Source organism: Streptomyces sp. BA2 (assembly GCF_009769735.1).
Taxonomy (GTDB): Bacteria; Actinomycetota; Actinomycetes; order Streptomycetales; family Streptomycetaceae; genus Streptomyces.
Genome location: NZ_WSRO01000002.1, coordinates 9,006,903 through 9,024,709, shown reverse-complemented (window position 1 = coordinate 9,024,709; position 17,807 = coordinate 9,006,903). Strand labels below are relative to the sequence as shown.

Below are 17,807 nucleotides of genomic sequence, written 5' to 3'. Positions count from 1 at the left end.
CCGCACCATCCGCATGTGCATCAACTCCCTCCGCGGACACGGGCTTCCGGCGGCCCGGGCCGCCTCACAGCGCCCAGCAGGAGACCGAGTGACGCCACACGAGCACCCCCCGCGCCCACGCCGTATCCGCCCCCGCACGCGTCTGAGACCGCGCAGAGCCGCCGGGATTCTCCTGGGGCTGCTGATGGCCGGCGGCGTAGTGACCGCGCCGGCCGCCGGCGCCGAAGACAAGCCCTTTGCCGATCTGCCGCCGCAGGAACCCGGGGTCACGCTGCGGGTGTTCGACGTCCAGTCCCCGCTGAGCAAGCTCTGCGACCTCAAGCCCGCCCAGACGCCCAACGTAGACAAGCTGATCCCCACCATCGACTGGACCTCCACGGAGGGCTTCGGGTTCAGCGACAACTTCGTGTCGCAGATCATCGGCAACATCAACGTGCCCACGGATGGCGCGTACGGCTTCCGTCTGATCAGTGACGACGGTTCGCGGCTGTTCATCGGTGACAAGAAGGTCATCGACCACGACGGGCTGCACGGCGCCGAGCCCAAGGACGGCGAGATCACCCTCACCCCGGGCTACCATCCGCTGCGTATCGACCACTTCGACCGGAGCTACGACCAGCAGGTCACCCTGCAGTGGAAGCCGCCCGGCGCCGACGACTTCGCCCTCGTACCGAACTCCGTGCTCAGTACGGATGCCGACGTGGTGCGGGTCACCGCGCCGGGCCGCAAGGAGTGCGAGGGCAGCCTCGACACGCCCGGCGACGGCCTCCCCCTGACGTCGGTCAACCCCGGCTACACGCTGAGTGATCTGCGCCCCAAGGGGTTTGAGCCGCAGGTCTCCGCGATGGACTGGCTGCCGGACGGACGGCTCGCGGTGACCACCTGGGGCGGCAGCCAGGAGACCAAGGGCCAGGTGTACGTCCTGGACAACGTCACCGGCGACACGGGACCGGACAAGGTCACCTACGAGAAGATCGCCGACGGGCTCAAGGAGCCGATGGGCATCAAGTACGTGGACGGGAAGCTGTATGTCTCGGAGAAGCACCAGCTGACCGAACTCGCCGACCTGGAGGGCGACAACGACGCAGGCGAGCGGCGGAAGATCGCCGAGTGGCCCTACGGCGGAAACTTCCACGAGTTCGCCTTCGGGCTGCTCTACGAGAAGGGCGACTTCTATCTGAATCTGTCCGTCGCCATCAACTACGGCGGCGCGACGACCGATCCGCAGCCCGCCCCCAACCGCGGCACCACGATCAAGGTGAACAGGAAGACCGGGAAGGTCAGCTACCTGGCCGGCGGCCTGCGCACTCCCAACGGCATCGGCCGCGGCCCCGGCGGTGAGCTGTTCGTCACCGACAACCAGGGCGGCTGGCTGCCCGCCTCGAAACTGATGCACGTCAAGCAGGACCGGTTCTTCAACCACTACACGAACCCGGAAGGACCGTTCGACGACAAGAGCGTCACCAAGCCGGTGCTGTGGCTGCCGCAGAACGAGATCGCCAACTCCCCCAGTACTCCCATGACCCTCAAGAAGGGGCCCTTCGCCGGGCAGATGCTGTTCGGCGACGTCACCTACGGCGGACTGCAGCGCGCCGACCTGGAGAAGGTCAACGGCGAGTTCCAGGGCGCGGTGTTCCGCCACACTCAGGGGCTGGAGTCCGGCATCACGCGTATCTCCACCGGCCCGGACGGGGCGATCTACACCGGCGGTCTTGGGGCGGACGGCAACTGGGGCCAGGAGGGCAAGCTCCGCTTCGGCCTGCAGAAGCTCACCCCGAACGGCAAGACCGCCTTCGACATCAAGACGATGCGCGCCACCCGCGACGGCTTCAAGCTCACCTACACCAAGCCGCTTTCGGACAAGACGGTCGAGAGGCTGACCAGCGGGGCCTACTCCGTCGAGCAGTGGCGTTACGCCCCCACACCCGCCTACGGCGGCCCCAAGGTCGACGAGGAGCCCCTGCCCGTCACGAAGGCCGACATCTCCGACGACCGGCGCACCGTCCAGCTGACCATCCCCGGACTCAAGAGCGACCGCGTGGTGCACGTCCGCTCACCGCGTCCGTTCTCCTCGGCCGACGACGAGCAACTGTGGTCCACCGAGGCCTGGTACACCCTGAACGCGCGCCCCGGCCACGACGAGCCGGTCACCTCCTACGACGCCGAGTCGGCGCGGCTGTCCGGGGGCGCGGACATCGACACCGAGCACGCCGGCTCCACCGGCAGCGGCTTCGTCGACGGCTTCAGCAAGCCCGGTGCCACCGCCACCTTCGACGTCCAGGCCCCGTCCAAGGGCACCTACGCCGTGGGCCTGCGCTACGCCAACGGCCCCCATCCCGCCCCCGGCACCAAAACCCTCAGCGTGAGTGTGAACGGCGGGCCCGCGCGCCAGACACATCTGCCCTCCACCGAGACGTGGAAGCGCTGGTCGACCAAGACTGAGCAAATCGCCCTGCGCAAAGGCCGCAACACCATCACGTATTCCTACGAGTCCGAAGACACCGGCCACGTCAACCTCGACATGATCGAGGTACGGCGGCCGGGCAGCCGTATCGACCTCTTCTCCGGCGGCAGTACGTCCACCGCCTGGCAGCACCCCGACGGCGGGAGCGTCCAATGGCCCCACACACCCGATAAATCCATCGAGGTGTGCTGCGGCGACATCCGCACCAAGCAGGCCTTCAACGACTTCACCCTGCACGCCGAGTTCCGGGTGCCCAGACTCCCCGACGACGTCACCGGACAGGACCGCGGCAACAGCGGCATCTACCTCCAGGAACGCTACGAGATCCAGATCCTGGACTCGTACGGAGTGGAGAAACTCGCCGCGAACGAAGCCGCATCCATCTACAACAAGAAAGCCGCCGACCACAACGCCGCCACGGAGCCGGAAACCTGGCAGACGTACGACATCACCTTCCGCGCGGCCCGCTTCGACGCGGACGGCAAGAAGACCGCCGACGCACGAATCACCGTGGTGTGGAACGGCAAGAAGGTCCACGACAACGTGGCCGTCGACGGCCCCACCGGAGCCGGCGACGCCGAATCCGCGGCAGCGGGAGCCATCCGGCTCCAGGACCACGGCAACAAGGTCCGCTTCCGCAACATCTGGATCCAACCGGAGGACTGAACCCACACACCCGATCCACACCGGCCGCGGCCCGCCCACCACCACATGGGCGGGCCCGGCCTGTTGCTGACCGGACAGGGCGTGGCACGTACCTGAAGGTGCGTACTTGATCAAGAACCGGTGTCCGGGGAGTCTGGTGGAAGCGCGCCAAGTCCCTCGTCCGTTTCCGCCCCGGCCCTTGCGGTCAGGTGGTCCCGACCCCAGTCGGAGAGCAGTTCAAGGAGTTCGTACAGCCGACGGCCCTGCTCGGTCAGCGAGTACTCGACCCCAGGCGGCATTTCGCCGTAGTCCTCCCGGTGCACGATCCCGTCCGCCCGGAGCTCCCGGAGCTGCTGGGTCAGCACCTTCTCACTGATGCCGGTGACCAGTCGCCTGGTCTCCCCGAAACGGCGCGGACCGTCGGCGAGCGCCCACATGATGAACGACTTCCATGTCTGCTTCCCCTTCCCCCGTCACCGTTCTCAGCCTGGGCCCGATGGGCCGGGCCCTGGCCGCGGCGTTCCTGGCCACAGGCCGTCCCACAACCGTGTGGAACCGTACCCCGGGCCGCCCGGATGGCCTCGTGGAGAACGGCGCCGTCGAGGCCGCGACCGCCGCCGAGGCGATCGCCGCGAGCGACCTCGTGGTGGTCTGCGTCCTTGACTACGACGCCGTCCGCACCGTCACCACCCCGCACACCGCAGCGCTCAAGGGACGCACCCTGGCCAACCTCACCGCCGGCACCCCCGACGACGCCCGCGCCACCGCGCAGTGGGCCAGCTCGCACGGCATCGGCTACCTCGACGGCGCCATCATGGTCCCGACCTACCTCATCGGCGGCCCCCACACCCTGGTCCTCCACAGCGGCCCGGCCGACCTGTACGAACGCCACCGCGACACCCTGCGGGCCATCGGCGGCACCTGCGTGCACCTGCGTGCATCTGGGTTCGGACCCGGGCCGTGCAGGGGCGCACGACGTGGCGCTGCTCGACATCTCCTGGACGGCACTGACCGGTGTCGTCCACGCCTTCGCCCTCGCCAGGGCCGAGGGCATCACCGCCCGCGACCTCGCTCCCTACGCCAAGGGGATCACCGCTCTCCTACCGGACGTGATCGACGCCTCCCGCAGCCGGGGAGTGGACAGTACGGTCATCTCCGCCGCCCACGACATCGCCCTCCGCGGCATGACGGCCGGCTACGCGGACGACTCCTATGCCCACGTCGCCGACCTGCTCCGCGACTGAGCCGACCACTCGACCGGGGCGGGCGGGAGCCCGAAACTCACGCTCCTTCCTGGCCGCTCGCGGCGCGCGTCAAGTTGTCGCTGGAGTGGGCGAGGTAGCCCTGGAGCAGCTGCTCCGCCTGAGTCGTGTCGCCCTTCTCCAGCGTCTCCAGCAGGGCGCGGTTGCGTTCCAGGTACGGGGAGTGCAGGGCCTTCGGGTCTTTCAACGCATGGAAGGCCAGGCGGAGTTCGGCCAGGACTGTGCGCATGCATTCATCGATGCGGGGGCTGTCGGCCAGGGCGACGAGTTCCCGGTGGAAGTGGAAGTTCGCCGTACCCAGCGCATCCCAGTCCTCCGCCGCGGTGGCCCCCTCGCCGTCGGCCACGGCAGCCGCCAGGCCGTCCAGGGGGTAGGGCGGCTGCCCCAGCGAGCGGACGACGGCGCACTCCACCAGGAGCCGCACCCGGTAGATGTCGGCGACGTCCGCGGCGCTCGGTATGCGCACGAAGACTCCCCGGTTGAGCTCGTGGACCAGCAGTCGTTCATGGGTCAGCAGGCGGAAGGCTTCCCGAAGGGTGTTGCGGGAGACTGCGAGGGCCGTGCAGATCTCGTCCTCGGACAGTTTTGCGCCAGGCTTGAACTGACCCTCGCCGATGCGTATGCGCAGCAGATCCGCCACCCGTTCGGAGATGCTCGAGCGCCCCAACAGGTATTTGTCGCCCGCGAGTTGATCCGCTTGGCGGCTCATGGATGCTCCTTCCTCAGACCTCAGGGCTGACCATATGACACCCCTCGGGGAGGAACAATGACGCATCCTCTTGTCGGATTGTTCACCAATCCCCTACGGTGACGATTCATCAACTCGCGGCCCCATCAAGCCCCTTGAGAGGTGCACGGCCATGAGCATGAGTTCTCCCTCCCCGGACAAGGCCACCTCCACGGACGCGACCACCGCTCCGGAGCAAGCCGCCTCCCCGGACCACGGCGAACGCCGGTTCGCCTGGTTCCACGAGCTCGGCCCCGATGGGCGGCGCGCCTTCCTCGGCGCGTACGGCGGCTACGGCCTGGACTCGTACGACTTCTACGTGCTGCCACTGAGCCTGGCCGCCATCGGCGTCTACTTCGGGCTCGACAACGGCCAGACCGGCCTGCTGGCCACGGTGACTCTGCTCATGTCCGCTGTGGGCGGGGCCTTGGCCGGAGTGCTCGCCGACCGCGTCGGCCGCGTACGCGCGCTGATGTGGACGGTGAGTGTGTACGCGATCTTCACGGTCGCCTGCGGCTTCGCGCCCAACTTCGGCACCCTGTTGGTCTTCCGGGCACTGCAAGGGGTCGGGTTCGGCGGGGAGTGGGCGGTCGGCGCGGTCCTGGTGGCCGAATACGCGGCGAGTCGTCACCGCGGACGCACCCTCGGATGGATCCAGTCGGCCTGGGCCGTCGGCTGGGGGCTGGCCGTTCTCTCGTACACCCTCGTGTACAACCTCGTAGATGACGACATCGCATGGCGGGTGCTGTTCTTCACCGGCGCACTGCCCGCGCTGCTCGTGTTCTACGTCCGGCGCAACGTGAAGGACGCGCCCGCCGCCGCCGAGCGGTTGAAGGCAGCGGCACGCTCGCACTCGTTCGCGGACATCTTCCGGGGGCCGCTGCTGCGTACGACCCTGCTGGCCGGCCTGCTGTCCACAGGTGTGCAGGGCGGCTACTACACGCTGGCGACCTGGATTCCCAAGTACCTCAACGACGAGCGGGGCCTCTCGGTGACCGGCGTCGGCGGGTTCCTCGTCGTACAGATCGTCGGTGCGTTCTCCGGTTACGTGACGGGCGCCCACCTGGCTGACCGGCTGGGGCGTCGGCTCACCATCCAGATCTTCGCCGTGCTGTCGGCCCTGTGCGTGCTGTGCTACTCCCAGGTACCCGCCGGTTGGGACGAAGCCTCTCTGCTGCTCGGCTTCCCGCTCGGGTTCTGCATGTCGGCGATCTTCTCCAGCTTCGGCTCCTTCCTCGCCGAGCTCTACCCCACCGAAGTACGCGGCACCGGGCAGGGGTTCACGTACAACACCGGCCGGGCCGTCGGAGCCGCCTTCCCCACCCTCGTCGGATTCCTGTCCGACAGCTGGGGCGTGGGCGGCGCGCTCGGCTTCGCCGCCGCAGGCTATGCGCTGGCCTACGTCTCACTGCTGGGGCTTCCCGAAACCCGCGGCATCGAACTGCGCTGAGACAGGCCCACCACGTCGAGTCGCGCTCAGCCGAACGGAGCCGTGTCGCGACCGGCAACTCATTGATCGTGGAGGAGAGCTGGAGGCTTTCCATGAACCGTCCCGTACCGCCGAACCGGCACGACCCCACACCTGGGCACGCGTTCCGTCCAGGGCATGAGCAGAGGTTCCCGGCCTTTCCCCGTTCACGTGATTTCCTGCCCGCCTTCAGGAAGGCGGTGGTCCCTCCCCGGGCCGACTGGAAGTGTCTGCGGGACAAGGTGCTGCCGGCGATGCTGCTGGACACGGGGGACGAAGGCTTCTCGGACGAGCTCCTGGACAAGTTCGCCTTCATTCTGGGGCCCGAGGAGAAGCTGGTCGCCTACGCCAGGGCGCGCCGTCTCCCGGATGCTCCTGCCGATCAGGCACCGCAGGTCTCGTTGACCCTGCGTGCGGGCAACGGCCTGAACGGAGCGAGTCCTCCCCGGGTCGGGAAGCTGCGGCTGCGGACCTTCCAGCTGATGCAAGAGCTCGTGGAGCGGACCCAGACGGAGCAGGCCAGGGCGGAGCTGGCCCAGACAGAGCAGACCCCGGCAGGCCAGAGGGTCCTCGACGAGAAGCCGCTGCGCGACCACATCTACTCGCTGCGCGCCAAGAGCGGGTTCCTCGGCGCGCTGACGAAGCTGAGCTGCGCGGAATCCGCGCAGGTGGGTGGCTGGGTCGACAAGGTGTGGCTGGTGGCTGGGCCGCTCCTTTACACCTTCCCGCGGTGGTGCTGGGCGAGCTGGTGGAGCCGGCGGCTCATCAGGTCCAAGAAAAGCTGGTTCGTGTCCTGGCGAGGTATTGATCCGTCAGGCCGGTTCTTCGAGCGGGCGAGCAACCTGCTCACGCTGCGGGACGGCGATCAGGGGCAGCTCGAGATCTTCGAGGAACTGCTGTTCCGCGCCCTGCTCGCGGACCTCGCGCGGGCCAGGCCGGGGTGGTTCGGCGCCTGGGCGCGCCGCCGCAGGTCCCGGCGCGTGGTCCTGTTCCACCTGCCGCCGGAGGGCTCGCCCGGCGAGGAGCTGACCCGACGGTTCCTGAGCACATATCTGAAGGTCGCCGCCGAGGCGGGAAGCGCCTCTCTGCTCCTTGTCGGCGCGGGGTATGCCGCCGCCTACGCGGACGAAGGCTGGCCGAAGTGCCGGGACCTGAACGAAGCGGCGGACAGGCTGTCCCCGGCCGCCGATCCTGCGAACCCTCCGCTCCCGCTGCTGGTGTCGGCGCGGCGGCCGCACTCCGCCGACGAGGCCGAGCCCGACCAGGGGGAACGTCTGCATCCGGCGCCGGTGAAGAAGTTTCGCTGGGGGCCGCGGACGGAGCTGACCGGCGAACTGGCGATTTGTGGTCTGGTACTCGCCATGCTGTCCACGGCCGTGTGCTACGGAATCGATCCGCCGGAGGCCCAGGCCTGCCTGGACGGAGAGGTTGTCCAAGGGCAAGGCACTCCCGGTACGGTGCCCGAGGCGGCGGACGAGGGCAAGACGCCCCAGGAGCAGTACGAGGAGGTCCTCGCCGCGATCAAAGACCTCAACGCCAAGGCGCTGACCGCCGAGAAGAAGTTCGACAAGCCGGTGCGCAGGGTGGTCTACCTGGGGGCGGGAGTGGATCCCGACCCGGATCAGGTGGTCATGAACGGCATGATCCCCGAACTGCGGGGGATCCTCCTGGCCCAGGAAGAGCTGAACCGTCTGGCGTCGCAGGACGAGGACCGGGTGCGGCTGTATGTCGAAGTCAGGGATACCGGAAGGAAGTTCAAGAACGTCGTCCGGCATGCACGAGACGTCGTCAAGGATGCCGAAGCGAACAAGGAGCGGCAGGACAGCCGGACGATCGTGGGCGTGATCGGGTTCAGGGAGAGCCGGCAGCTGACAAAGCAGGCCGCGCGCATCCTCAGTAACGGGAAGGTTCCGGTGATCGGCACGACGGCCACGGCGGACGCCATGCAGGACGCCGGCTCGTACTACCGGCCGATGTCCCCGGACAACAGCCGTGAGACGGCCATCGCCGCGCAGTTCGCGCGCGACGGGAACATCATCGAGACGACGCCGGGGAACTGCGCGACCTCCACGCGTGCCCTGGTCGTCAAGGACCCCAACGATCTCTACACCCGCGAACTGGGCGGGAAGTTCGTCCACAAGTTCGGCGCGGGCACCGAGACATGGGAGTTCCCCGGAGGGGAAGGCACGGACGTCTCCGCCCAGGACACCGCCCAGCACGTGTGCGACGTCGTCAAGAAGGACCGCCGCACGGTCGTCTACTGGGCCTCCCGCGTCGAGAGCTTCACCAAGTTCGTCAACGCCTATGGGCCCGATGCCGGTTGTGGCGGGCTACCGCTGACGGTCATCGGCAGCAACGAACTCACCAATGCCGCGCTCGGCGGCCTGTACCTGGACAAGAAGTGGCTGCGGCTGTACCACACCGTGCATGTGCTGCCCAACGGGCACGCTGACGAGAACAATGAGGCCAAGGCGTTCATCAAGCGCTACATCCGCCGGTACACGGACCGCGATCCCTGGATCAACGACGGACACGTGGCACTGGCGCATGATGCGCTCAAGGTGCTGTCCTCGGCGGCGGACAGGCAGTACACGAGCGTGGACGCTGTGGACGCCGAGGGGGTCAAGTCCAAGCTCGACGAGGGCATTGCCTTCGAAGGCGTCAGCGGGGAGATCAGGATTCCGAAGGGGCCCGGCTCCAACCCACCCTTGAACAAGGCGCTCGTGATGCTCAACCACACGGCAAAGGGGCAGCGGATGGTCCTGCACTGCGGCGCGTTCAAACAGAACGCCAAAGGCCCGGTGGACCATTGGGGCCCCGACAAGCAGTACGAATGCCCTCAGGACAAACACTGACGCCTGGCCGAGCGGCGGTCCTCGGGGGCACTTCAAGGTGGACGTCACCGGCCCCGGATGGCGGATGCCGTGGTGCGTGGGGCCGGCACGCAGGTGAAGCTGATTTATGGCACCGAGCCGTCGATGCCAACGCGTATCTCGCCTTGACCTGCATAGACGACGTGTGGATACGGTGACATGCCTCAGCACCCCGATGACGTTGCCGCCCACTACGAGCGGCTCGCCGACGACTTCGAAGAGAGCTGGGCCCACAGCCCGGCGTTTGTCTCGTGGATGAACCGGTGTATTCACGCCAGGCTCAGGCTCCGTCCCGGGGACCGAGCGGCGGACATCGGGTGCGGTAGCGGCCTGTACGCGCGATCCATGGCTGAACATGCACTCACTGTCGTGTGCGTCGATCCTTCCGCGAAGATGCTGGCAAAGCTGCCGACGATGACCTCCTTCGTACCGGTGCGGGCATCCATCGAGGATCTGGCCACCGGGGCAGTTCGACTCCCCCACACGGGGCAGCTCGACGCGGTACTGGCGAAGGACGTCATCCATCACGCTCGCGATGTGCCGACGGCACTTCGGACGCTGGCAGCCTTGCTCGCTCCAGGAGGCAGGCTGGTCGTCGTGACCTGGCCGTTGCGCATCGACTATCCGCTGTTCGACAAGGCGGTGAAGCGACATGAACAGGCTTACATCGACCCTGCGGACATGGCGAGGGTGCTTACCGACTGCGGCCTGACGGTCGAGGTGACTTGCCAGACGTATCGGTTGTCGATCGCCAAGGAGAAGTGGCTGGCTTGGGTGGCCAACCGCTTCATGTCGCTTCTCAGCTCGTTCGACGACGATGAGCTGGGCGAGGGCCTTCGCGAGATCGACACCCGCTACCCCGGGCCTGTGATCGAATTCGAGGGCCGATTCGTCTTCACCCACGCACAGGCACCCGCACACAGCTGAAACGGGGCGCGGCGCTTGTCGGATGCCGTTTCAGTCGGCTCGCTGCTGTGCCGTGGTGATCAGGGTGTGCAGCACGGCTTGGGCGGTGGGAAGCCGGTTCGCTGCCTCTTGCCAGGCCAGGCAGCGCGGTCCGTCGAGGACGTCGGAGGTGATCTCCTGCCCGCGTACGGCGGGCAGGCAGTGCAGGACCATCGCCTCCTCGGGCGCGTGGGCCAGAAGCAGGTCATCGACCCGGTATCGGGCCAGATGTGTCCTCCGCTCCACGGCCTGGTGGTGTTTGTCCATGGCCACCCACACTTCGGCGTAGACGGCCTGCACGTCGCGGACAGCATCTTCGGGTTCTGTGGTGAGAGACACGGACCCGCCCGACTGGTCGGCCGTCTGCCGGGCCTCGTCCAGAAGGTCCGCATCCGTCTCGTATCCGGGAGGGCTGGCGATGACCAGGTGCATGCCGGAGGCGGCACACGCCGAGAGGAAAGAGTTGCAGGTGTTGCTCTTCCCGTCTCCGATGAAGGCGGCACGCAATCCGGTCAGTGTCCCGAAGTGTTCGCGCAGAGTCATCAGATCGGCCAGGGACTGGCAGGGGTGGTGGCTGTTGGTCAGCGCGTTGATGACCGGGACGGAGGAGGATTCGGCCACTCGTTCCACCGTGGAGTGCTCGAAAGTGCGCACCGTGATGGCGTCGAGGTAGGAGGACAGGACGCGGGCGGTGTCGGCGACGGTTTCCCCGTGGCCGAGCTGAAGCTCGTCCCGGTTGAGCACGATGGCAGCCATGCCGAGACGTTGAGCAGCTGTGGCCAGCGACACCCGCGTACGCGTGGACGGCTTCTCGAAGACGCACCCGACGGCTGCCCCACGCAAGCTGTCGGCCCAACCCAGCGGCTCTCGCTTCATGCCCTCCGCCAGATCGAGCAGAGCCGGAAGCACTCCCGGATCCAGGTCGCTGACCCGCAGCAGATGATCCGGAATCTTGCCTCGTACGACCGGGGAGCCGGCAACGGAAGGTACTGGAGGAGGGGGCATGGCACGTCTCCAATTCAGGTATCCACCAGGAGGCTCAGCCCCGAGCCTGTACCCGGACGAAAGACCAGGCACCCTCACCCGTCCGATCGGATGAACTACCGGCATCCTCATCCGCACCAGCAGAGCGGCCGCGTTGAAGCGTCCGGCGCCCCTCCCATGTCGCGCCGCAAACCGCCGCCTCAGGCTCAGTCGGAGCCCTCGGCCAGGCGTTTCAGGAGGGCGGGCAGGGCCGCGAAGGAGTCGAGTACGTGATCCGGCGTGCCGGTGGCGGCGCGGTGGGTCTCGGGGAGGTACTTGCCGGTCTTGACGAGGGCACCGGTGACGCCGCTGCGCTGGGCGGCCAGCACATCGGACTCGATGTCGTCGCCGATCATGAGCGCCGCGGACGGTTCCGCCCCGAGGTGGGCGAGCGCGGCGGCGAAGAACGCTTCCGCCGGTTTGCCGGTGACCTCCGCCTCGACCCTGGCAGCCCGCTCCAGGCCCAGGAGAAAAGCGCCCGTGTCGAGGTCGAGGCCGTCGGCGGTGCGCCAGTAGAGGTTCCGGTGCATCGCCACCAGACGGGCTCCGTGCTGAAGTTGCCGGAAGACGCGATTGAGGGCCTCGTAGCCGAATTCACCACCGGCGCCGCCGAGGATGACCACGTCCACACCCACGTCCGCGTCAGTGTCCTGCTCGTCGACGAGCGTCACACCCGTCAGGTCGTCCCGGATGTCACCGGCGTTGAGGAGCAGGCAACGGGCGCCCGGGCAGTGCTCGCGCAGATACGCGGCGGTGACCGTGGGAGCCGTGACGATGTCGTCGGCGGTGACAGGGAAGCCTGCCCCCGAGAGGCGTGCGGCGATCGACGCACGGGTCCGCGAGGTCGTGTTGGTCACCAGCGCGAGGGAAAGCCCGGCGTCGCGCAGCCGTTCCATGGCCTCGATTGCCCCGGGCAACGGCTCCCAGGAGACCGTGAGTACGCCGTCGATGTCGATCAGTACTGCGCCGACCGTGCCGACTCGTTCCATACGACTGACAGTAACCACCCTCGTACGGCTTCGCAGGACCACCTCGTACGGCTTCGCGGAACCGCCCTCGGACAGCCTCGGCGGGGATTCGGCGCCATCGGCGAGGGCGGCATCCGGGTCATCAGTGACGACATCGTGCCACGTAGTGCTCGCCGTCGGTTCCTCTCAAGAGAAACTTTTAGAGCATGGTGAGCGCCTGCATCGCATCGCGTTCGATGCGCGAGAGGTCGTGGAGGATGGCGCCGGCCTGCATGAGGCTTTGAGCGTCGCCTGATTCGCCTGCCGTCTCGACGAGTGCGGCCACCTGTGTCCAGAGGGTGGCGGCCTCGGTGTACAGGCTGTGGCCAGTGCGCAGATGGCTGCTGTCGATCAGCTGGGCGCACTCGCCGAGGAAGTCCCGGTAGAGATTGCGGAACAGGGCGCCCCCGGTACCGGCCCTCTCCATGAGGACGGCGGCCCGTGGCAGGTCCTCCTGCGGATTGTCGCTGCGCTGCAGCCACTTCGGCACTTGCTTGGCGGTCTTCTCGATGCCCCGGTGGCCCAGGTTCGCGATGGGAAGGTTCAGGAAGGCGTCGGCGCAGGTCTTGATCGCGGGGATGATCCGGTCCTGCGGCGACGTCAGGCTGCCTGGCGCCGTGATGGTGAAGGAGCGGTGCTTGGCTGTCATGGGGCCCCGCTCGGCCCTGGCCCTTGCCAGGTTGGCGAGGCTGGTCGAGACGGCGCCGCCCTGCGGGTCGGTGTCCACCAGGTAGGCGTCCTGTTCGTCGTAGCCGTACATGGCCACGACGTGCCCGCCGAAGTGCACCTTGGTGCTGAAGTAGTCCAGGTGGTAGCTGTCGAGCTGAAGACCGACCGGCCGACTGGCGTCGATGGGTGCCGCCACGTTCTGCCATGCCTTGCGCGGAGAGGTGGTCTCCCCGACCAGCAGCTCAAGTCCGAGTACGGCGGCCAGGTTCCTGGTGAGCTCGAACGGCTTGACCCGGCCTCCCAGGAAGGGAAAGCCCATGGCTTTGCTGTCCCAGTAGATGAAGGACAGCCCGGAGCCAAGCCCGAACAGCATGGGTTCGGACAAGTCGAGTCCCTCATGCCGCAACAGCACGCCCAGCGCCGTCGTCTCACAGTGCTGGGTACCGCGGACATCGATGTCTTTCACCATCGTCATGCCGCTCATTCTCCCTCCCCCACCCCCGTGCTCAAACGGGCCCGCACCCTGGGCCAAGAGACGCCGTACGACTTCCCCCACCCGCCCACAGACATCGGCCCGCACTCGCCCCTCCGCCACCGTCCGTTGACGATGGCGGAGGCACGGGTGCGGGCCGTTGTCTCGGGTACGGACGTATCAGGTACCGCAGTTGCCCGGCGTGGACTCGCCGGCGAAACGTCGTCCCAGCCACTCAAGTGCCGGGCCGTTGCCCTGAATTGCCGTCCCCACATGGGACTGCCCGGGGAAGGTCTTCCACTCCACGGCGGTCCCCTTCGCGCACCAGTCGGCCCGCAGCTTCTGCCCGACCGCGTAGGGGATCGTCTCGTCCGCGTCCCCGTGGTAGAGGAACGTCGGGGCCGACGGCCGCTTCGTTCCGATCAGTTGCTTGGCGATGGCCCGCTGCCACTCCGGCCTGTCCAGCGGGTTGGACGTGGTGACGTCCTCGATCGTCTTGCCGCGCCCTGCCTCAAGGACCGTACCGACGCACTCGTTCCGCACCACTTCGGCGAGCTTGCGGCCCTCCTTGTTGAGGTACTTGTTGAGCGCCAGTGCCGGGTTGGCGGCGTTCTGGCCGACGGCGGACATCAGCAGATAGCCGGCGCTGTCCCCGCCCTCCAGTGAGTCGGCGACCTTGGCGAGATCGGCGGGGACGCCGCCACTCGCCGTTCCCTTGACCTTCAGCTCGGGAGCGTAGGTCGCGGCCATCTCGGCGGCCTTCGCGCTGGCGCCGCCGCCCTGGGAGTAGCCCATGATCCCGACAGGCGCGCCCGCGGAGACCCCGTACTTCGCCGCTTCCGGGTGCCGTTGGGCCGCACGAGCCGCGTCGAGGACGGCGCTGCCCTGAGCCTTGGCGACCATGTAGGTGTGGTCACCAGGGGTACCGAGGCCTTCGTAGTCGGTGACGGCGACGGCATAGCCACGTACCAGCGCGGCGTTGACGAGCGGCGCCTCGGCCGTCGTACCCCCCGGGAATCCGGCGGACGGCGCGCACTTGTCGCCAAGACCGACCGTGCCGACGGCGTACGTGATCAGCGGGCGAGGGGTGGTCCTTCCGTCGTCGGGAACGATCACGGTGCCGGACACCGCGTTGGCCCGTCCGTCGGCGGAGGTCGACCGGTAGGTGATCTTCCAAGCCTTGGTGGGGGTCGGGACGCCCGGGGTGTACTGGAACGAGGACGGCTTCGAGCTGATGATCTTGCCCGGGGCGGCCTTCGCACCCGGCTTCTTCCCTGGGCTCTTTCCTGAGCCCTTTCCTGGGCTCCCGGAGTCGGCCGAGGGGGTCGCGTCTGGGGCACTGCCCGGCGCGCTCGCGCTCTGCGCGGCGGCGGACCCGGGGAGCCCGAGCACCGCCACCGCGAGGACGGCACCCGCGGCCACCGGTCGTCTGCGTAAGGCTGACATCATGCAGCTCTCCCAACTCTCCTGTGGGCAAGGGGGGTTGGGCAGCACCGTACTGACCTGTCAGTAATACGGCCATAGATGTGCGGCGTCCGGGGCGAAACCGGCCACGCGCCAGCGACTACCTCCGACGCGCAAGATGAACCGTGATGTCGGCCGCAATCTCGACCCTCTCCGGCAGAACCTGCGCGATCTGTCTGAGCACCTGAACCTGCTCCATGGCCGGCAGCACCAAATAGGCCGAGATGGTCGAGAGTTGGCCGACGTAGTCGCGAGCGCTCATCGTCAAGCGCCTTTGCAGCAGGGCTTGTTGGACATCGGTGAACAACTCAGAGCGCTGGAGCTCCGTACCCGGCCACTGCATGTCCTGCTCCGGAGGCGTCCCGTCCGGGGACGGGACCCCGTCGCTCTCCAAGAACGGTGCTCGCGCGGCTCGAACAGCTTCCTCCACAGCTGGATCGGCCAGCTGGATCGGCCCACCGAACGACGCGAACACGCCACCCGGCTCAAGCAGCGCGGCCATGCGTGACCATCGACCCTCCGGTTTCGTCCAGTGCAGTGCCGCGGCCGCATACACCAGCCCGTACCTTTCGCCCGGTCGCGAGCCTTGGCCCGGTCGCAAGCCCTCGAACGCGGCTTGCACCGTCTGGACACTTGACGGAACGTGCTTGCGCAGCTCGGCGAGCATGTCCCCGTCGGGGTCAGTCGCGGTGACCGCAATGCCCCGTCGAGCGAACAGGCGGGTTGCCTTGCCTGTCCCAGCGCCAATCTCAAGGGCAGTCCGAACCGGCCGACCCGCGTACTCCATCACCATGTCGACAAGCTCCATGGGATACCCCGGCCGGAACCGTTCGTACGCCTCCGCCATCGGCCCGAAGCTCAGTGCGCGATCAGACATGCCGTCCATTTACCGGTGCTGCTCCGTCATCTGTGCTGCTCGCTGTAGTGCGCGCGAAGCAGGTCGGCGCCCCAGTCGTGGCGGACGTGCCGCCAGACCGAATGGGCGTGATTGCCGTCGTCCTGGGTGTTGTCGTACTCGATGAGGAAGTCCGGGGCCCGAACGCAGTAATAGTGCCGGTCCCCGGGTGTGCGGCCACCGGCCCAGGCGAACGAGAGAGCATCCAGTCCCTGCGCCACGGTGTCGGACCAGCACTCCCGCGCATACGCCGCGGGCGCGCGGTCCAGGTAGCGGCGCACCAAGCGCTCGAGCAGCCGCTGTTGACCGGACGTCATGTCGCCATACGTCAATCCGGTCGGCAGCAGGTCCGGATCCGCGAAAGGATCGTCGCGGGTCAAGATGTCGTCCGGCGGAGCAGCGGCGAAGACCGCTTTGGCCCGCCGACCGACGTCCAGGTCCGTGACCAGCTGCCTCGCCAGATCTTCCTCCGGCCCCAGCAGCCGACGGCCGGCCTGCGGGCCATCGGCAATGCGCGCCGGTTCCGCACCGATGAAGTGCGGCGTCACCCGGATGCCTTCCGGCGTGATCAGTACGTGTACGGCGAGGTGATGGCCGTTCATCCGCCAGCCCCAGGCACCGCCGCCGTCCGGGTCACCCAACAAGCGCACCCAGTAGCGGTCGTCACCCGTGGCGCCGGCCGCGGCGCGGCGGTACCGCTCCACTTCGATCGCCCCACGAGCCAGCTCCGCTCCCGCCGCGCTGTGCGCCGCGGCCAGCACGGCATCGACCGCCTCGCGCTGCCGGGCGTCAAGGCCCTCGGTGGCCAGCCCGGGGCGCGAGCCCGGCAGATACGTCCACTCCCGCAGCTCGGGCGCATCCAGACGGGCGGGCCCCGCACGCAGCACACGCACCTGCTCCGGTTCCAGCACGCGCAGCAGCCCACGCACCGCCTCCCGCACGCCCGCGGCCGCCGCCTCCCACCGATGTCCGTCCACCGTTCCTCCTCCCCCACGGCGCCGGACCCGGCGCACCCGCAAGGCGATGTCATTCCCCTGAAACCCTGGGATCCTGGGATCCTGGGATCCTGGGACCCATGGTGCGCCATCAAGTAACGACGCGACACCGGATCCCGGCCGGGCGCACCCGGCCCGGCTCCCGTACCAGCCGAACTGTCGCACCGACTCAGGAAGCCATCCAGCGGTCCATCTCCCGCGCCCGAGCGTCCAGCGCGTCGACGATCAGGCAGCGGCACACGCTGCCGTGCCACGCCATCACATCGGGAAGGAGAACAGACGCAGCGACCCTGAAGGCCAGTACACGTCGTCGCGCAGAGGCGTCACCATGGTCCGCAGCGGCATGGTCACCAGGCGGCCTTCAGGCTGTTCGACCAGTACGTCCTCGTCCACGGGGTGCCATCCGAGGCGCTGGTACAGCCTCACCAGAGGAGCTCTGCAGAACAGGAGCGCGTGCTGAGGGCCCATGGTGCGCGCGTGGTCGAGTGCCGCTGTGACGACGAGTCGCGCCAGCCCCTGGCCTTGCAGGTCGGGTGCGACGGCCACTCCCCCGACGCCCACCACCTCTGTCTCGACACCGCCGATCGCGACAGGCAGCCGCAGCAGGCCGGCATGTGCCACCAGCCGGTCGCCGTGTCTTATACCGAAGTGCTCTTCCTTGGGCAGCCAGGTCAAGCCGGTCGCGGCAACACCGAAGGGATCATCGCCGTCGCCGAGAATCTCGTCCTGCTCCGACTTCGTGTAGCGAGGGAGCCGCACCGCCGTGGGTGCTACAGGGGGTCGGTTGTTCTCAGACATCCCTACATGATGATCTCTGCCCCGAGGACTGGCCAAGCGATTACTCACCGAGTATCGACATTCGGCCGTGGCTCCAACGGCCGTGCGTTTGAGGCGAGTT

General features: G+C 67.9%; 14 protein-coding genes and 1 pseudogene. 6 read left to right on the top strand and 9 right to left on the bottom strand.

Features of this window, described 5'->3' with window-relative positions; all coding sequences use genetic code 11:
* Positions 1–184: 184 nt before the first annotated feature.
* A complete protein-coding gene (locus tag E5671_RS43225; protein WP_160509658.1) occupies positions 185–3,130 on the top strand; it encodes a family 16 glycoside hydrolase in 2,946 nt (981 codons plus the stop codon).
* A 110-nt stretch (positions 3,131–3,240) separates the two neighbouring features.
* On the opposite strand, the gene E5671_RS43220 is transcribed toward E5671_RS43225, so the two are convergent.
* Positions 3,241–3,546 carry a winged helix-turn-helix transcriptional regulator gene (locus tag E5671_RS43220; RefSeq protein WP_160509657.1) on the bottom strand — a complete coding sequence of 102 codons (306 nt, stop codon included), beginning with the start codon at positions 3,544–3,546 and terminating at the stop codon, positions 3,241–3,243.
* A 14-nt stretch (positions 3,547–3,560) separates the two neighbouring features.
* Between E5671_RS43220 and E5671_RS47555 the strand changes: the two are divergent.
* Together E5671_RS47555 and E5671_RS47550 are read left to right on the top strand one after the other, a co-directional pair.
* Positions 3,561–3,980: pseudogene (locus E5671_RS47555) on the top strand (NAD(P)-binding domain-containing protein); the annotation flags it as partial.
* A gap of 64 nt (positions 3,981–4,044) precedes the next feature.
* On the top strand, positions 4,045–4,353 hold the full coding sequence (locus E5671_RS47550) for an imine reductase family protein (RefSeq protein ID WP_336606008.1): 309 nt from the start codon (positions 4,045–4,047) through the stop codon (positions 4,351–4,353).
* Between the two features lie 37 nt (positions 4,354–4,390).
* Here the strand turns inward: E5671_RS47550 and E5671_RS43210 are convergent, their stop codons facing one another.
* Positions 4,391–5,080, bottom strand: a complete 690-nt coding sequence (locus E5671_RS43210; protein ID WP_160509656.1) for a GntR family transcriptional regulator — start codon at positions 5,078–5,080, stop codon at positions 4,391–4,393.
* Positions 5,081–5,231: 151 nt separating this feature from the next.
* Here E5671_RS43210 and E5671_RS43205 point away from each other — a divergent pair, with 151 nt between their 5' ends.
* The 3 genes from E5671_RS43205 (at position 5,232) to E5671_RS43195 (ending at position 10,366) form a co-directional block, all read left to right on the top strand.
* Positions 5,232–6,548: an MFS transporter gene (locus E5671_RS43205; RefSeq protein WP_443032768.1), complete on the top strand. Its 1,317-nt coding sequence runs from the start codon at positions 5,232–5,234 to the stop codon at positions 6,546–6,548.
* A gap of 218 nt (positions 6,549–6,766) precedes the next feature.
* Entirely contained in the window at positions 6,767–9,421 is a 2,655-nt protein-coding gene (locus E5671_RS43200) for an ABC transporter substrate-binding protein (RefSeq protein WP_160509655.1), read from the top strand.
* Positions 9,422–9,598: 177 nt separating this feature from the next.
* The gene (locus E5671_RS43195) at positions 9,599–10,366 is read left to right on the top strand and encodes a methyltransferase (RefSeq protein WP_160509654.1); all 768 of its coding nucleotides are present in this window, start codon (positions 9,599–9,601) and stop codon (positions 10,364–10,366) included.
* A gap of 30 nt (positions 10,367–10,396) precedes the next feature.
* Here E5671_RS43195 and argF read toward each other — a convergent pair whose 3' ends face one another.
* The 7 genes from argF to E5671_RS43160 form a co-directional block, all read right to left on the bottom strand.
* Positions 10,397–11,389 (bottom strand): ornithine carbamoyltransferase, encoded by a 993-nt coding sequence (gene argF / locus E5671_RS43190; protein WP_160509653.1) that lies wholly within the window; start codon positions 11,387–11,389, stop codon positions 10,397–10,399.
* 185 nt (positions 11,390–11,574) lie between these two features.
* The gene (locus E5671_RS43185; RefSeq protein WP_160509652.1) at positions 11,575–12,396 is read right to left on the bottom strand and encodes an HAD-IIA family hydrolase; all 822 of its coding nucleotides are present in this window, start codon (positions 12,394–12,396) and stop codon (positions 11,575–11,577) included.
* Positions 12,397–12,574: 178 nt separating this feature from the next.
* Entirely contained in the window at positions 12,575–13,558 is a 984-nt protein-coding gene (locus E5671_RS43180) for a BtrH N-terminal domain-containing protein (protein ID WP_160509651.1), read from the bottom strand.
* A 177-nt stretch (positions 13,559–13,735) separates the two neighbouring features.
* Positions 13,736–15,004: a lipase family protein gene (locus E5671_RS43175; protein WP_237330374.1), complete on the bottom strand. Its 1,269-nt coding sequence runs from the start codon at positions 15,002–15,004 to the stop codon at positions 13,736–13,738.
* A gap of 115 nt (positions 15,005–15,119) precedes the next feature.
* Positions 15,120–15,905, bottom strand: coding sequence for a class I SAM-dependent methyltransferase (locus E5671_RS43170; protein WP_237330373.1), 786 nt, complete (start codon positions 15,903–15,905; stop codon positions 15,120–15,122).
* A 17-nt stretch (positions 15,906–15,922) separates the two neighbouring features.
* Positions 15,923–16,891, bottom strand: coding sequence for a DUF3500 domain-containing protein (locus E5671_RS43165; protein WP_160509650.1), 969 nt, complete (start codon positions 16,889–16,891; stop codon positions 15,923–15,925).
* Positions 16,892–17,167: 276 nt separating this feature from the next.
* On the bottom strand, positions 17,168–17,707 hold the full coding sequence (locus E5671_RS43160; protein ID WP_160509649.1) for a GNAT family N-acetyltransferase: 540 nt from the start codon (positions 17,705–17,707) through the stop codon (positions 17,168–17,170).
* Positions 17,708–17,807: the final 100 nt, after the last annotated feature.

Bases quoted from the DNA above. Each gene is read 5' to 3' on its own strand.
- E5671_RS43225 (WP_160509658.1), top strand. From the start codon at position 185: ATGGCCGGCGGCGTAGTGACCGCGCCGGCCGCCGGCGCCGAAGACAAG.
- E5671_RS43220 (WP_160509657.1), bottom strand. From the start codon at position 3,546: ATGTGGGCGCTCGCCGACGGTCCGCGCCGTTTCGGGGAGACCAGGCGA.
- E5671_RS43210 (WP_160509656.1), bottom strand. From the start codon at position 5,080: ATGAGCCGCCAAGCGGATCAACTCGCGGGCGACAAATACCTGTTGGGG.
- E5671_RS43205 (WP_443032768.1), top strand. From the start codon at position 5,232: ATGAGCATGAGTTCTCCCTCCCCGGACAAGGCCACCTCCACGGACGCG.
- E5671_RS43195 (WP_160509654.1), top strand. From the start codon at position 9,599: ATGCCTCAGCACCCCGATGACGTTGCCGCCCACTACGAGCGGCTCGCC.
- argF (WP_160509653.1), bottom strand. From the start codon at position 11,389: ATGCCCCCTCCTCCAGTACCTTCCGTTGCCGGCTCCCCGGTCGTACGA.
- E5671_RS43185 (WP_160509652.1), bottom strand. From the start codon at position 12,396: ATGGAACGAGTCGGCACGGTCGGCGCAGTACTGATCGACATCGACGGC.
- E5671_RS43180 (WP_160509651.1), bottom strand. From the start codon at position 13,558: ATGACGATGGTGAAAGACATCGATGTCCGCGGTACCCAGCACTGTGAG.
- E5671_RS43175 (WP_237330374.1), bottom strand. From the start codon at position 15,004: ATGATGTCAGCCTTACGCAGACGACCGGTGGCCGCGGGTGCCGTCCTC.
- E5671_RS43170 (WP_237330373.1), bottom strand. From the start codon at position 15,905: ATGGACGGCATGTCTGATCGCGCACTGAGCTTCGGGCCGATGGCGGAG.
- E5671_RS43160 (WP_160509649.1), bottom strand. From the start codon at position 17,707: ATGTCTGAGAACAACCGACCCCCTGTAGCACCCACGGCGGTGCGGCTC.